At 61.3% G+C, this 13,778-nt stretch carries 11 protein-coding genes; 4 read left to right on the top strand and 7 right to left on the bottom strand.

Translation table 11 applies throughout. From position 1 onward, the window contains the following. Positions 1-29: 29 nt before the first annotated feature. From IEY47_RS16195 to IEY47_RS16175, 5 genes are all read right to left on the bottom strand, one after another. The gene (locus tag IEY47_RS16195) at positions 30-839 is read right to left on the bottom strand and encodes a TOBE domain-containing protein (protein WP_188984539.1); all 810 of its coding nucleotides are present in this window, start codon (positions 837-839) and stop codon (positions 30-32) included. A gap of 91 nt (positions 840-930) precedes the next feature. Further along, a complete protein-coding gene (locus IEY47_RS16190) occupies positions 931-1,425 on the bottom strand; it encodes an MgtC/SapB family protein (RefSeq protein ID WP_188984537.1) in 495 nt (164 codons plus the stop codon). A 560-nt stretch (positions 1,426-1,985) separates the two neighbouring features. Further along, positions 1,986-3,185, bottom strand: a complete 1,200-nt coding sequence (locus tag IEY47_RS16185; RefSeq protein WP_188984536.1) for a mandelate racemase/muconate lactonizing enzyme family protein — start codon at positions 3,183-3,185, stop codon at positions 1,986-1,988. Between the two features lie 3 nt (positions 3,186-3,188). Continuing rightward, the gene (locus tag IEY47_RS16180) at positions 3,189-4,172 is read right to left on the bottom strand and encodes a 2-hydroxyacid dehydrogenase (RefSeq protein ID WP_188984534.1); all 984 of its coding nucleotides are present in this window, start codon (positions 4,170-4,172) and stop codon (positions 3,189-3,191) included. A 287-nt stretch (positions 4,173-4,459) separates the two neighbouring features. Continuing rightward, positions 4,460-5,488, bottom strand: coding sequence for a LacI family DNA-binding transcriptional regulator (locus IEY47_RS16175; protein ID WP_188984532.1), 1,029 nt, complete (start codon positions 5,486-5,488; stop codon positions 4,460-4,462). Between the two features lie 138 nt (positions 5,489-5,626). On the opposite strand from IEY47_RS16175, the gene treS reads away from it, so the two are divergent. Continuing rightward, the gene (gene treS / locus IEY47_RS16170; protein ID WP_188984530.1) at positions 5,627-7,696 is read left to right on the top strand and encodes a maltose alpha-D-glucosyltransferase; all 2,070 of its coding nucleotides are present in this window, start codon (positions 5,627-5,629) and stop codon (positions 7,694-7,696) included. Here treS and IEY47_RS16165 read toward each other — a convergent pair. After that, on the bottom strand, positions 7,664-8,647 hold the full coding sequence (locus tag IEY47_RS16165) for a LysR substrate-binding domain-containing protein (RefSeq protein ID WP_188984528.1): 984 nt from the start codon (positions 8,645-8,647) through the stop codon (positions 7,664-7,666). The two genes, treS and IEY47_RS16165, sit on opposite strands and share 33 nt — an antisense overlap. 160 nt (positions 8,648-8,807) lie before the next feature. Here IEY47_RS16165 and gbd point away from each other — a divergent pair, with 160 nt between their 5' ends. From gbd to IEY47_RS16150, 3 genes are all read left to right on the top strand, one after another. Continuing rightward, the gene (gene gbd / locus IEY47_RS16160) at positions 8,808-9,947 is read left to right on the top strand and encodes a 4-hydroxybutyrate dehydrogenase (RefSeq protein ID WP_188984526.1); all 1,140 of its coding nucleotides are present in this window, start codon (positions 8,808-8,810) and stop codon (positions 9,945-9,947) included. A gap of 56 nt (positions 9,948-10,003) precedes the next feature. Next, positions 10,004-10,792 carry an SDR family oxidoreductase gene (locus IEY47_RS16155; RefSeq protein ID WP_188984525.1) on the top strand — a complete coding sequence of 263 codons (789 nt, stop codon included), beginning with the start codon at positions 10,004-10,006 and terminating at the stop codon, positions 10,790-10,792. A gap of 254 nt (positions 10,793-11,046) precedes the next feature. Then, entirely contained in the window at positions 11,047-12,021 is a 975-nt protein-coding gene (locus IEY47_RS16150) for a GntR family transcriptional regulator (RefSeq protein WP_188984523.1), read from the top strand. A gap of 44 nt (positions 12,022-12,065) precedes the next feature. On the opposite strand, the gene IEY47_RS16145 is transcribed toward IEY47_RS16150, so the two are convergent. Further along, a complete protein-coding gene (locus tag IEY47_RS16145; RefSeq protein ID WP_188984521.1) occupies positions 12,066-13,601 on the bottom strand; it encodes a UxaA family hydrolase in 1,536 nt (511 codons plus the stop codon). Positions 13,602-13,778: the final 177 nt, after the last annotated feature.

Here is a 13,778-nt window from a genome sequence, read left to right as displayed (position 1 = left end):
CGAGTCCTCCCGACTCCATTTTCGAATGGTCATGACGGCCGTGCCAGCAACACGCTGGACGCTTTGAAAAAGGCGCATGCCCGAACACCAGGACTGAGCTCCAGCGCTTCGCTGCTGGCGCGGGTAATGACAGCGGCGATGCTGCGACCCGATGGCAGTGCTACGGTAATTTCGTCGTTGACCGGCCCCTCGTGGACACGGCTGACTTCGCCCCACAGCTGATTACGTGCGGAAATCCTCAGGCCGTCTTCGCGCGCGATCATCACGGACGACGCCTTGATCAGCGCCAAGACCTCTACGCCCTCGGCGAGCTCCAGGTTTTCCACGCTTTCACCGGTGATGACCGCGGCCAACACAGTGGCATCGTCGAGCCGCACTTGTACTTCGCTTTCCACACCGTCTCCGGCGATACGTTCGATACGGCCGTGAAATTGATTGCGTGCGCTGCTGCGCCATTGCAGGCGCTGCACCAACCGGCGAAAACCTTCGATGTCCGAGGCCTCTCCTTGGTCGAGGGCTGCGGTGATGCGAGCAACCGTGGATTGGTAATCCGCCTCAAGTGCTCGATAGAGCGCAACGACCTGTTTGCCGTAGGGCGTAAGCCGTGTGCCGCCACCGCCTGCACCTCCTGTCGCACGGGCAACGAGCGGTCGCTCGGACAAGTTATTGATCTGGTCGACCGCGTCCCACGCTGCTTTGTATGACAGCGGTACCGCTTTCGCGGCTTGGCTGATCGATCCGTCTCTTTCGATGGCTTCCAGCAGACGGATACGCGCCTCGGTCAATTCGGTGCCGAGGGCATTGAGCAAGGAAAGACGAGCAGAGAGGTGAGATGGCATGAAATGGATTTGCAGACTGGCGAAGGGCTACCGTTATATCTTCAAAGCTATAACGGTGAAAGTCTTTTGTCGTGTTCGTTCAGCTTGAGATTCATTCCTCGTTGCGCGTGCCGCCTTGTTTCAATAGACGGGGAATGAAAAAGAAGATGCTCAAGGTCAGTAGGGTGCAGGCGGTCGCCGAAAACGCATGACCTAGCCCGGCGGCAACACCGATTGCCGCGGTGAGCCAGATGCCGGCGGCGGTGGTAAGGCCTTTCACGTCACCGACGCTGCTGCCTTTGATGATGGTGCCGGCCCCCAGGAAGCCGATGCCGGTGACGATGCCTTGGATCACTCGGCTCAACGCATCGCCTCCGTGCCCTAGCTGTTCGGGGGCGATGACCAGCAGGGCGGCACCGACGGCGACTAGCATATGCGTACGCACACCCGCGGCCTTGCCGCTTTGCTCACGCTGGTAGCCCAACAGTCCGCCGAGTAATGCGGCGATCACGAGACGCATGAGGGTTCGGGTGATCTGTTCCGGATCGCTGAAGCCGGACAGTTCGTCGAGGGCGGTTTGCGAGATCGTTTGAGACAGGGTGCTCATTGCAGGCGGCCAGGGTCGGGTGTCTTTTCAGTAGACCGGCGGTGGCAGGAAGGGATTCGATTTAGCTATGTGGAAGCGGTGAGGGACGCTTTTCGTAGGAGCGGCCTTGGCCGCGAAAGCAGACTCAGGCACGACGAAGCTTTCCAGGTGAACGACGCTCGCCGTCCTTGTGAGGCTGGATGCTGCGGCGGCACCATTTGGTTTTCGGTCGCATGAAAGACCGCTTTCGCGGTCAAGGCCGCTCCTACAGAAGCGCGTGGATGCGCGCTGGACTTTCGTGGGGGCGGGCCATGCCCGCGAAGCGATTTTGGAGTTGGCAGGGTAGACCTGGTTAGGCCTATCGCGGGCATGGCCCGCTCCCACAGTCGTATGTGGAGGCGTGGTGTGTCGGTTGCTTATCGGTCGCATGAAAGACCGCTTTCGCGGCCAAGGCCGCTCCTACAAAAAACGCATGGATGCGCGCTGGACTTTTGTGGGAGCGGGCCATGCCGCGAAGCGATTTTGGAGTCGGCAGGGCGGGTCTGGTTAGGCCCGCCCCCGCAGTTTGGGGGTATGGAACGTTAAAGCGCGGAAACCCGCACCACCGCATCTGCTTTCTGCTTCAAAGCCGGGTTCAGCTGAGTCCCCAGTCCTGAGCCAGTGGGTGGCAGCAGGAAGCCGTTTTGCACGTTCGGCAGCGTCGTGACGAGTTCCTGGTAGAACCCGGCCAGATACGCACGCACGACTTCCTGGAAGATCGCATTGGGACTGGACAGGCCCAGGTGCAGCGATGCCATCAGCACCACCGGACCGGTGCAGTCGTGCGGCGCGATCGGCTTCTGGTACGCCTCGGCCATGGTGGCAATTTTCTTCGCTTCGCTGATCCCGCCGCACCACGACAGATCGAGCATCACGTAGTCGACTGCATCGGCTGCGAGCAAGTCGCGGAAAGCGCTGCGGGTCGCAAGCGTCTCACTGCCACATACCGGAATGCCGGCGTGACGACGGTAGTCGGCGAGGGCGCCGACGGAGTCCATTTTGATCGGATCTTCTGACCAGAAAATGTTGTAGTCCTTTAGCTCGCGGGCGATGGCCAATGCGGTGGTGGTGTTCCACAGCGAATGGAACTCGCACATCACTTCGATGCGATCGCCGACTGCCTTGCGAATCTTCTCAAACGGTTCCAGGCCCTTCTTGATGTCCACCGAGCTGATGTACTGGCCGCCGGTCTGCAGCGCGAAGCTGTCGAACGGCCAGATCTTCATGGCACTGAAGCCTTCCTCGATCAGGCTCTGCGCCAGTTCATCGGGGCATTCGACAAAGGCCACCTGATCGTCGTAGCGGCCTGTCACCTGGGTATCGCCCTTCGAGACGATGCGCCGTTGTTCACCTCCGGTGTTGAAGTTGCCGCCTGCGCAGGTGTTGTAGGCACGCATGCTGTCGTGCGCCAGGCCGCCCAATAACTGGTAGAGCGGCTGGTTCACCGCCTGACCGAAGATGTCCCACAGGGCGATATCCAGCGCCGATGCCGCCCGGGTTTCGACGCCGGAGCCGTTGAAGCCAAGGTAACCACGCAGCATCGCCTTGCTGTGACGTTCGATCTGGAGAGGGTCCTTGCCCAGCAACATCCCGGCCGACAAGGAGTGAATGTAGGCTTCCACCGCTTCGGAGCCGCGGAAGGTTTCGCCAAGACCGATCTGGCCGTCATCGGTATGGACTTCGACCCAAAGCAGATTCGGCAGGCTTTTCAGGCGGGTGGTTTCGATGCGAGTGATCTTCATGGTTCACGCCTCTCCGTAAACGACGTTTTGTAGTTTTTCGCCGGATTTCAGACGCGCGATATTGGCCGCGATGAACGAATAGCGGCGCTCGAATAGCCCGTGAGTCCAGCCGGAGATGTGCGGCGTGCAGAACGCATTGGGCAGGTCTTCGAAGCGGTGCTTGGCCGGCGCGACGGTGTCGCTGCTGCCAGCGGGGTACTGGTACCAGACATCAAGAAACGCCTTGGCGATCTTCTGCTCGGTCAGGGCCGCGTGAAGCGCATCCTCGTCGACGACTGCGGCGCGCGCGATGTTGATGAGCACCGCATCCTCGCGCATGGCATCGAATTGGGTGCAGCCGAACGAGCCGCGTGTCCCGTCATTTAACGGGCAGCTCAGAACCACGTAATCAGCGCGCGGCAGGATCTCGTCGATCTGCTCTGCGCGGTAGGCTTCACTACAGGGGCCCTCGACGTGTCCGTTCTCGGCACGACCGGAGATCGCGATGACCTTCATGCCGAACGCCTGCGCACGCGTAGCGACCGCCTGACCGATGCGCCCGAAACCGACGATGATGACCGTCTTGCCAAACAGCTCGCCGCGCGGTTTGCGGGCGAGGTAGGCGGCGGAGAAACGCTCGGTATCGAACGTTGCACGCGCTTTACCGAGGTCGATTTCGTGTTCGAGCATTGTCGCCATGGCGTACTCGGCCATGGGGATCTCGTGTTCGAAGACGTTACAGGCGACGCTGCCAGCCGGCATGATCGAAAAGTCGATACCGTCGAGGCCCGCGCCCGGAACGTGCAGCAGGCGAAAACGCGGGACTTCGGCTTTGTTCGGACGCTTGAATCGCATGGCGACGAGCACGTCTGCGCCGTCAATCTGCTCATCCCATTCTGGGGATTCGTGCGCTTCACGTGGCAGCGCGACATATTCGGCCTCGAAGCCAAGCTCGGCGGCAATTTCGTCGCGGTGAGTCGCGGCTTCTCCAATCATTACGATTTTCATGGTTGATCTCCCGGCAGCGGGCCTGCTGATCTTGTTGGATTTGTAATTCGATGCGGAATGGTATCGCTACCATTTGACGCTGTACGCTATCGATTCCTGGTGGAGCTGGCAAGGCTGGGATGAAAGGCGAGGTATGTCAGTGCCGGGGAATAGAAGTGCAGAGCGCTTCCAATCAGCACCTAGGTGATTGATTAGGCGTAGCGTAGCCGACTCGGAGCCTGTAGGAGCGGGCATCTGTAAGACCTGCGTGGGCTTAACCCAGATGCCGAAGCTTAAAGGCTGAAGCCTTACCGCGTGCTTTCCCGCTCCAGGATTGTGTAGCCGATATCGTGCTGGACGGTCGCGTCTTCGTTTTCGAGCAATCGCTTGAGTAGAGCCGCCGCAGCAACGTCGCCCATCGCGCGGCCATCGATCTTCACCGTTGAGAGCGGAGGCAGGGTATGCGCGGCGAAATTCATATCGCCAAAGCCCAGCACGGAGAGGTCCTCCGGTACCCGCAGCCCTTGCGCCAGTGCTTCGGTCAGGACGCCATGCGCCAGCGTATCGGAGGTACACACGACTGCACGGAGCCCCGGCGCCTTTTTCAGCAGCTCGCGCAGTCCGAGGCGGCCGTGCTCGAGCGTCGGTACGCCGGGGAAACACGCTTCGGGCACGTCCGTGATTCCGTGTGCACGAAGTTCTTCGCGAAATGCGGCCATGCGCCGCTGACCCCGAGGATCGCCCACCGTCAGGGTGGCGAAGGCGCGATAGCCTTTGCCGTACAGGTGGCGAGCGATGTCTCTACCGACGGATTCGTGAGAGAACCCCACGAGCATGTCGATCGGATCGACGCTCAAATCCCAGGTCTCCACCACCGGCACCCCGGTGGCTCGCAGCCGCTGGCGACTGGCTTCGGTGTGCAGCGTACCGGTCAGAATGATGCCGTCCGGGCGTCGACTGAGAATCACCTCCAGGAGCTCCTGCTCTTTGTCGGGCTCGTAGCCGGATATCCCCAAGAGCACCTGGTAGCCGGATTTACCGAGGCGCTCAGTGATCGCCTGGAACGTGTCGGAGAAGATCGGGTTAGTGAGGATGGGCACCACCACCGCGACCAAATGGCTGCGATTACTCGCCAACTGGCCCGCGACGAGATTGCGGACATAGCCGGTTTTCTCGATCGCTTCGCGCACCTTGAGCAGCGTTTCTTCCTTCACCTGACCCGGCTGATTGAGTGCACGGGACACGGTCATTGGCGCGACGCCGGCGGCTTTCGCCACGTCCGATAAGGTGACGCCGCCGGAGGCTCTGCCCTTGCGGCTATTAGGTTTGTCCGACATGGGTACTTCGTGTTCGCTGTTTCGGCTCATCCTACCAGCGCGGATGGGCGAACGCCCATCGAGTGAACGTTGGGGCCTCGTGCCCGCTCTGAATTAGCACACCCGCCGACCGCACACTGAACGAGGTCCATTGTCGCCATGGCGAAACCTGATCCGGACTACCTCCAATGGCTGATCGAGCAGTCCATGCTCGAAACCGCAAAGCAACGTTCCCGTCTCTATGCTGGTCAAGGGCGGCTTTGGCAACATGCCTATGCCCAGGCGCGGCCGCGGGCCGTGACTGCCGTGGCGTCGGTCTGGTTCACCGCCTACCCCCCGTCGATGATTACGCGAGAGGGGGGCTCGGTGCTCGATGCCCTGGGGGATGACAGTGTGTGGTCCGCACTCTCCGAGTTGGGCGTGCAAGGCATTCACACCGGCCCGATGAAGCAGTCCGGCGGGCTCACTGGGCGCCGGTATACACCCACGATCGATGGCAATTTCGATCGCATCGGTCTCGGCATCGATGAGCGTTTTGGCACCGAGGAGGAGTTCGTTCGCCTGAGCCGAATGGCGGCCGCGCACAATGCGGTGGTCATCGACGACACAATTCCGTCCCACACTGGCAAGGGCGCTGATTTCCGTTTGGCGGAGATGGCCTACGAGGACTACCCGGGCCTCTACCACATGGTGGAAATCCATGAACCCGACTGGGGAATGCTGCCGGACGTGCCGGAAGGCCGCGATGCGGTGAACCTCATGCCGGACGTGGTCGATGCGCTGAGCGAAAAGCACTACATCGTCGGTCAGTTGCAACGGGTGATCTTCTTCGAACCGGGAGTGAAGGAGACCGACTGGAGCGCGACGCCGCCCATCATCGGTGTCGACGGCAAGACGCGTCGTTGGGTCTATCTGCATTACTTCAAGGAAGGGCAACCGTCCCTCAACTGGCTGGACCCGACGTTTGCCGCGCAACGTATGGTGATCGGGGATGCGTTGCATTCCATCGATGTGCTTGGCGCGCGGGGTGTGCGTCTCGACGCCAACGGTTTCCTGGGTGTGGAAAAGCGCCCTCATGGCCAGCATGCCTGGTCGGAAAGCCATCCCTTATCAGTCACCGGCAACCAGTTGCTGGGTGGCACCATTCGCAAAGCCGGTGGTTTCAGCTTCCAGGAACTCAACCTGACGCTGGACGACATCGCTGCCATGTCCCACGGCGGCGCGGATCTCACTTACGACTTCGTCACCCGTCCGGCGTATCAGCACGCGTTGGTGACCGGAGAAGTGGAATTCCTGCGGCTGATGCTGCACCAGATGCATGCGTTCGGCATCGACCCAGCGTCGTTGATCCACGCCATGCAAAACCATGACGAGCTGACGTTGGAGCTGGTGCATTTTTGGACGCTGCACGCCAACGACACCTATCACTACAAGGGCCAGAGCCTGCCCGGCAATATCCTGCGCGAGCACGTCCGCACGGAAATGTACGAGCGGCTGACCGGCGAGCACGCGCCCTATAACCTCAAGTTCGTCACCAATGGCGTCGCTTGCACCACGACGAGCATCATCACGGCTACGCTGGGTATCCGCGACCTGGACACAATCACGGCTATCGACGCGAAGAATATCCAGCAGTTACACCTGCTTCTCGTCATGTACAACGCTATGCAGCCGGGGGTGTTTGCCATCTCCGGTTGGGACCTGGTCGGTGCGTTGCCGTTACCGGCAGAAGAGGTGGAAGCGTTGATGCAGGACGGCGATACGCGCTGGATCAACCGTGGTGGTTATGACCTGGGCGATCTAAACCCCGACGCCGAGGTGTCCGCCGAGGGCATCCCGAAAACCCGCGCCCTGTACGGGAGCGTGGTCGAGCAGTTGAAGGATCCGGAGTCCTTCGCCTCGCAGGTCAAACGTATCCTGGCGGTGCGGCGCTCCTACGGTGTGGCATCGGCGCGGCAATTGCTGGTGCCGGTCACCGAACATCCCTCGCTATTGGTGATGGTGCACGAACTGCCGGCAGGGCGTGGTATTCAGGTCACCGCCCTGAACTTCGGGCCCGAGCCCCTCAGCGAAACGCTGCACTTCCCGGATATCGAGCCTGGGCCAGTGGTGGACATCATCAGTGAACGGCTGGAAGGCGACCTCACGCCGGAAGGTGATTTCCGCATCGAACTCGACGGCTACGAAGCGCTGGCGCTACGGGTCGTGACCAACATCCCGATCAGCTGATGAGGTGCCGTCCGTGCCTTGCTCGAACGATGGTGATGAGGTGAGCTGATCGATCAAGAGGCGCGCTACGGGTGAGACAGTGGCGCCGCGGCGCGTAATCAACTCGTAGGGCTCGCTGGTATTGCGCAGACGTAGGGGCAGGATGGTCGTCATGCCAAAAGCGGTACAAAAGCGCGCCACGTCGATCGACAGTAGTGCGACCAGGTTCGGGTTCTTCTGCAGCAGCGTCAGCGTGGTGAACGCGGACGTCGTTTCCAGCAACTGCGTGGGGAAATGGATACCGGCGTCGTGGAACTCACGCTCCAGCGTTACGCGCATGGGCATATTGGCGGAATACACCACCCAGCGTGATTCAGCGAGGTCGGCCAGTTCCAGCGTTTCGCGACTGGCCAATGGGTGTGCGCGGCTCGCAACCACCGCGAGCGTCTCCTGACGGATCGGCAGGCTGTCATAGAGTTCTGGCTGGCGACTGATGCTCGTTCGGCAGACCGCGACGTCCAGTCGGCCCTGGTCGAGCAACTTGAGCAAGCGCGCGCTGGTGTCCTCGACGATCTCGACCGACAGCGTTGGGCGACGTTCGAGCAGGGCGCTCAGCGCTTCGCTCAGGAAGGGGACCGCGCCCATGATAGTGCCGACCGCCAAACGCCCGCCATGGCCTTGCAGGATGCCGATCATTTCGTCGCGCAAATGGCCGAGGTCGGTCTGGATCAACTTCGCATAACGAATGGCGCAATGGCCCAGATCATTTGGCTCCAGCCCCCGGTGTGTGCGTACGAACAGCGTGGTACCGAAGGTGGCTTCGATCTCCTGCAGCGCTTTCGTAGCGCCGGGCTGGCTGATAGCAACCTGCTCCGCTGCCTTGATCAGAGACCCTTGCTCGCCCAGTGCGATAAGCAGACGCAATTGCTTCAGGCGTAGGCGGGAAAGGATGGAATTGATCGACGGAAGCATCGCTATAGCCTTTGGTTATATTTGTATCAGGCGCTCTCATTAGCCATGGCGAATCGCGCGGCATAGTGTTCGGTCACGACGGCGTTTGGACGCGATGCCACTCTCGCATCCTATCCAAGTGCGGACGGCCCAGCTATTACAAGAACAACAGGAGTTTTCCATGGCGCTCATCAATTACCTCACCCAGGTCCAGTTCGACTTCGGGGCCATCAGCCAGCTGCAGGCCGAATGCGAACGTCTGAACATTCGCCGACCCCTTTTGGTAACGGATGCCGGCGTACGCGCAGTTGGCATCGTCGATCAGGTTCTGAAGCAACTCGCCGACAGCGGCGCGGTGCCGATTTTCGACCAGACCCCACCAAACCCGAATGAAGGCGCCGTGCGTGTGGCGGCGGCGCTGTACCGCGACAGCGATTGCGACGGGATCATCGCCGTCGGTGGCGGCTCGTCCATCGACTTGGCCAAGGGTGTGGCGGTGTGCGGTACCCATGAAGGGCCGCTCAAGCAGTTCGCGGTCATAGAAGGGGGAATGGGGCGCATCACCAGCGCCGTGGCGCCGGTCATTGCCATACCGACCACCGCTGGCACCGGTAGCGAGGTTGGTCGGGGCGCGATCCTGATCCTTGACGATGGGCGCAAAGTTGGCGTGCTGTCGCCTTATCTGATACCGCGCTCCGCGATCTGCGATCCCGAACTGACGTTCGGCTTGCCACCGATGCTGACGGCCGCCACGGGCATGGACGCCATCGCCCATTGCATGGAAACCTTCATGTCGCCGCTCTTCAATCCGCCGGCGGACGGTATCGCGTTGGATGGCCTGCGCCGAGGCTGGGCCTACATCGAACGTGCGACCCGTGAACCCGATAATCGCGAGGCGCGCCTCAACATGATGAGCGCGTCGATGCAAGGCGCCATGGCGTTTCAGAAAGGATTGGGCTGTGTGCACAGCCTCAGTCATTCACTGGGTGGTATCAATCCGCGGTTGCATCACGGCACGCTCAACGCGATCTTCCTGCCGCAGGTCGTTGCGTTCAATGCCGACGCACCGGGCATGCGGCAGGACAACAAACTGGCGCGCATGGCCCAGGCGATGGATCTCGACGGTCCGAATGCGATCATTCCGGCACTGCGCGAGATGAATGTACGGCTCGGCTTGCCGCTGGGCCTGGCGAAGTTGGATGTAGACCCTGCGCTGTTCCCGCGGATCGTCGAAGGCGCATTGGCCGACCACAGCCACAAGACCAATCCGCGCGAGGCGAGCGCCGAGGACTATCGGCAGATGCTGGACGCCTCGCTTTAAGCGGAGCCCGGTCGGTCGATACACATTCGTGGCGAGGCACAACGAGGAGTGGCGGTATGGATCTGGGCATTTCGGGCTGCTGGGCGCTGGTCTGCGGTTCCAGCAAAGGCTTAGGCCGGGGCTGCGCGCAGGCGTTGGCGGCAGAGGGCGTCAATTTAGTGCTCAACGCGAGGGGCGCCGAGGCACTGGAAAGCACCGTGCGTGCGCTCCGTGAGGCCCACCCGGATATCGAGGTGCGCGGCGCTCCTGGCGACATCAGCGACTCCTCCGTCCGCGAGCGTGCATTAGCCGTAGCGCCGCGCATCGACATTCTCGTCACCAATGCAGGGGGACCGCCGCCGGGTGATTTCCGCGACTGGACCCGCGATGACTGGCTACAAGCGTTGGATGCCAACATGCTCACGCCGATCGAGCTGATCAAGGCCTGCGTCGATGCCATGGCCGAGCGCGGCTTTGGGCGAGTGGTGAACATCACCTCGGGCGCGGTCAAGGCGCCGATCGACATCCTGGGGCTTTCCAATGGTGCACGCAGTGGCCTGACCGGATTCGTCGCGGGCCTTGCGCGTCAGCCGAGGTTGGCGGGGCGCAATGTCACGATCAACAACCTGCTGCCGGGGGCCTTCGAGACCGAGCGCTTGCATAAGACGTTGGCGGCAGCCGCTATTAAAAGCGGACGTTCTCCAGATGAGATCGCAGTGGAGCGTCAGGCAGGAATTCCCGCAGGGCGCTTCGGTTCGCCGGAAGAATTCGGCGCCTTCTGCGCCCTTTTATGCAGCCGCCATGCGGGCTATTACACCGGGCAGAATCTACTGCTCGACGGTGGCGCCTATCCCGGCGTGAATTGATGCGGCGAGTGCGCTTCGGTTGCGTCATACGCGACTAAAGTCGCCCCTACAGAAGATATCTGCGGTCCCTGTAGGGGCGACTTTAGTCGCCCGCAATCCAGGCCGTCGCTTCGTCCGGTGCTCTACATCGTTTCTTCCCCTCCGAATGTCCTTGCGGTCCGCTGGACTTTGGCTACTCGCCGCGCCGCTCGGCTATCATCTGCGCTTGGTGGATGAGCCGCCGGACGCCGCAGATTGGGCCGCGCCTAGGGACTATGAACAAGAAACACCTCAACAATCAGCTTTTCGAGCTGATCCTCGCCAGTATCCAGGCGGGACGTTTGCAGCCAGGCACGCTCTTGCTGGAAGGTCCGCTGGCCGACATTTTTGGCGTCAGCCGCTCGCCGGTTCGTCAGGCCCTGGCACGCCTGTCTGAAAACGGCCTCATCCAGACCTTCGAAGGACGCGGTTATCTTGTGGGCACCGAGCCCGCTACCCCTCAGCGGCGCCCGCTCTGCGCCGACGATTTCGCCATCGCACCGGCACGCCGTCCCAAGCGCACCGAATCCTGGCAAGGGGTTTACGACGCGATCGAGCGCGAGCTGCTGCAGCATTCCTTGTTCGGTTCGCACCGTATCAATGAACTGGAATTATCGCGGCACTTTTCCATCAGCCGTACCGTTTCCAACCAGGTGCTTACGCGGTTGCAATTGATGGGGCTTTTGGAGAAAGACGAACGCTCGCGCTGGCTCGTTCCCGAGTGGGATGAGCAACGTCTGGCGGACCTCTACGAAATCCGCCGACGCCTCGAACCTTACGTGCTTTCACGCGCGGCCGAGCACTTGCCGAAGGCGCGCGTGGTGCGCTTCATCGATCGGCTACAAGAGGCAGTGGAGCAGTACCCGGAGATGGAAAGCCGGCACTTCGACGATCTGGAAAGTGATCTGCATATCCGCACGTTAGGCTACTGCCCGAACCGGCAAATGCTGACGCTGTTGCAGCGCACGCACTCGCTGCTGCTCTCCGGTAAACACATTCTGCTCGACAAGAGCTATTTCCCGGAGGAAGAACCGTTCTTTCAGGAGCACCTTGCGGTGTTCGAGAGCCTACGTGAGCACCGAGTCGACCAGGCGTGCGCGTACATGGAAGAGCATCTGCTGATCGCTGAGCGCAAGGTAAGCCAGCGTCTGACCCAGTTCAAAATGCAGAACACCGTGGAGGACGTGCCCTTTCTTGAACGGGTCGGCTGAGGTTTTGCGCGGCGCAGCAAAACCTCAGCCGAGCCTTGCCAGCATCAGGTCACCGCGCCTACCGGCCAGGGCACGAACTCGTTATCGCCGTAGTTGTAACCTTCACTCTTCGAGGGAGAACCCGATGCGATCTCGATGATCGTTTCGAAGATTCGCTCACCCGCCTGTACGATGTTTTCCTGACCATCCACGATGCCACCGCAGTTGATGTCCATGTCGTCCTGCATGCGTTGGTACATCTCGGTATTCGTCGACAGCTTGATACAGGGAGCCGGTTTGAAGCCCGAAACCGAGCCGCGGCCTGTCGTGAAGCAGATCACGGTGGCGCCAGAGGCAATTTGACCGGTAACGGAGACCGGGTCGTAGCCGGGACTGTCCATGAACACGAAGCCTTTTTCGGTGATCGGCTCGCCGTATTCGTAGACCGCGTTGAGCGACGTCGAGCCGCCCTTAGCCGCGGCGCCGAGGGACTTTTCAAGAATGGTCGTCAATCCGCCGGCCTTGTTGCCGGGGGAAGGGTTGTTGTTCAGTTCAGCGCCGTTGATGGCGGTGTAGTGCTCCCACCAGCGCAGGCGCTCGAGGAGTTTCCTGGCGACATCGTGGCTGATGGCGCGCTGGATCAACAGGTGCTCGGCGCCGTAGATTTCCGGTGTTTCGCTGAGGATCGCCGTGCCGCCGTTACGCACCAGCAGGTCAGCCGCGTAGCCCAACGCAGGGTTGGCAGTGATGCCGGAATAGCCATCCGAACCGCCGCATTCCAGCCCTACCATGAGGTGCTCGACGCTTTCCTCGGTGCGCTCCAGCCGGCCGATCGCGCGGGCGACGGTCTCGACCTGTTCGATCGCTTTCTCGATGCTCTTGCGGGTGCCACCGGCGTTCTGGATGTTGAAGACGCGGAAGGTGTCGCTTTCCACCAGCGCGTGCTTTTTCATCAGCGACGAAATCTGATTGGTCTCGCAGCCCAGCCCGATGATGAGGGCGCCGGCGATGTTCGGGTTACGGGCATAGCCCCAGATGCTGCGCTCCAGAAACTTGAAGCCTTCGGAATCGGTGTTGACGGCGCAGCCGCCTCCATGGGTGAGGGCGACCACGCCGTCGATATTGAGTGAGCGCAGCAGGGGCGAATCGTTGAAATGCGTGGCAACTGCGCGCGATACCGTGGCCGAGCAGTTCACGGTGGAGAGAATGCCGATGTAGTTGCGTGTTCCCACGCGCCCATCGGGTCGGCGGTAGCCCATGAAGCGGCGACGTTCTTCGGGCGGGAGGACCGGCGTTCGTGCAACCGGCGGCGGTAGCGCGTCCGTGGTGTGGCTGGCCGGCATGTCGACGTTATGGACATGGACGTGCTGGCCCGCCGTGATAGGCCGGCTCGCGACGCCAATGACCTGACCGTACTTGAGCACGGGATCGCCGACGGCAAGATCTCGCCGCGCGATCTTGTGTCCGCTGGGAATTTCGTCCAAGGCCGTCAGGCCGATTTCGTCGATAGGGCTGGATTTGGCGATGGCCCGCCGCGCGACGGCGACAGAATCGTTTTCACTGAGCACGACCACGGTCTGGTTGCGGGTAATGAGCTGCATTCGGGAACCTGCGTCTTGTTGTTATGGGGGCTTGCACGGGGCGAGTATGGTTCAAAATGAACATTGCGTGCAATGTTTGCTGGTGCTATGGTCATTGCCAATGGCGCTGACCGCCAGTCCCATAAAAACAACAGGCGAAGGTCACCTCACATGTCTGATGTCACTTCCTGCGCTGCT

The sequence above is a fragment of the Pseudomonas matsuisoli genome (genome assembly GCF_014647635.1).
In the GTDB taxonomy this organism is placed as follows: Bacteria; Pseudomonadota; Gammaproteobacteria; order Pseudomonadales; family Pseudomonadaceae; genus Pseudomonas_P; species Pseudomonas_P matsuisoli.
This window is presented reverse-complemented; position numbering and strand designations above follow the sequence as displayed.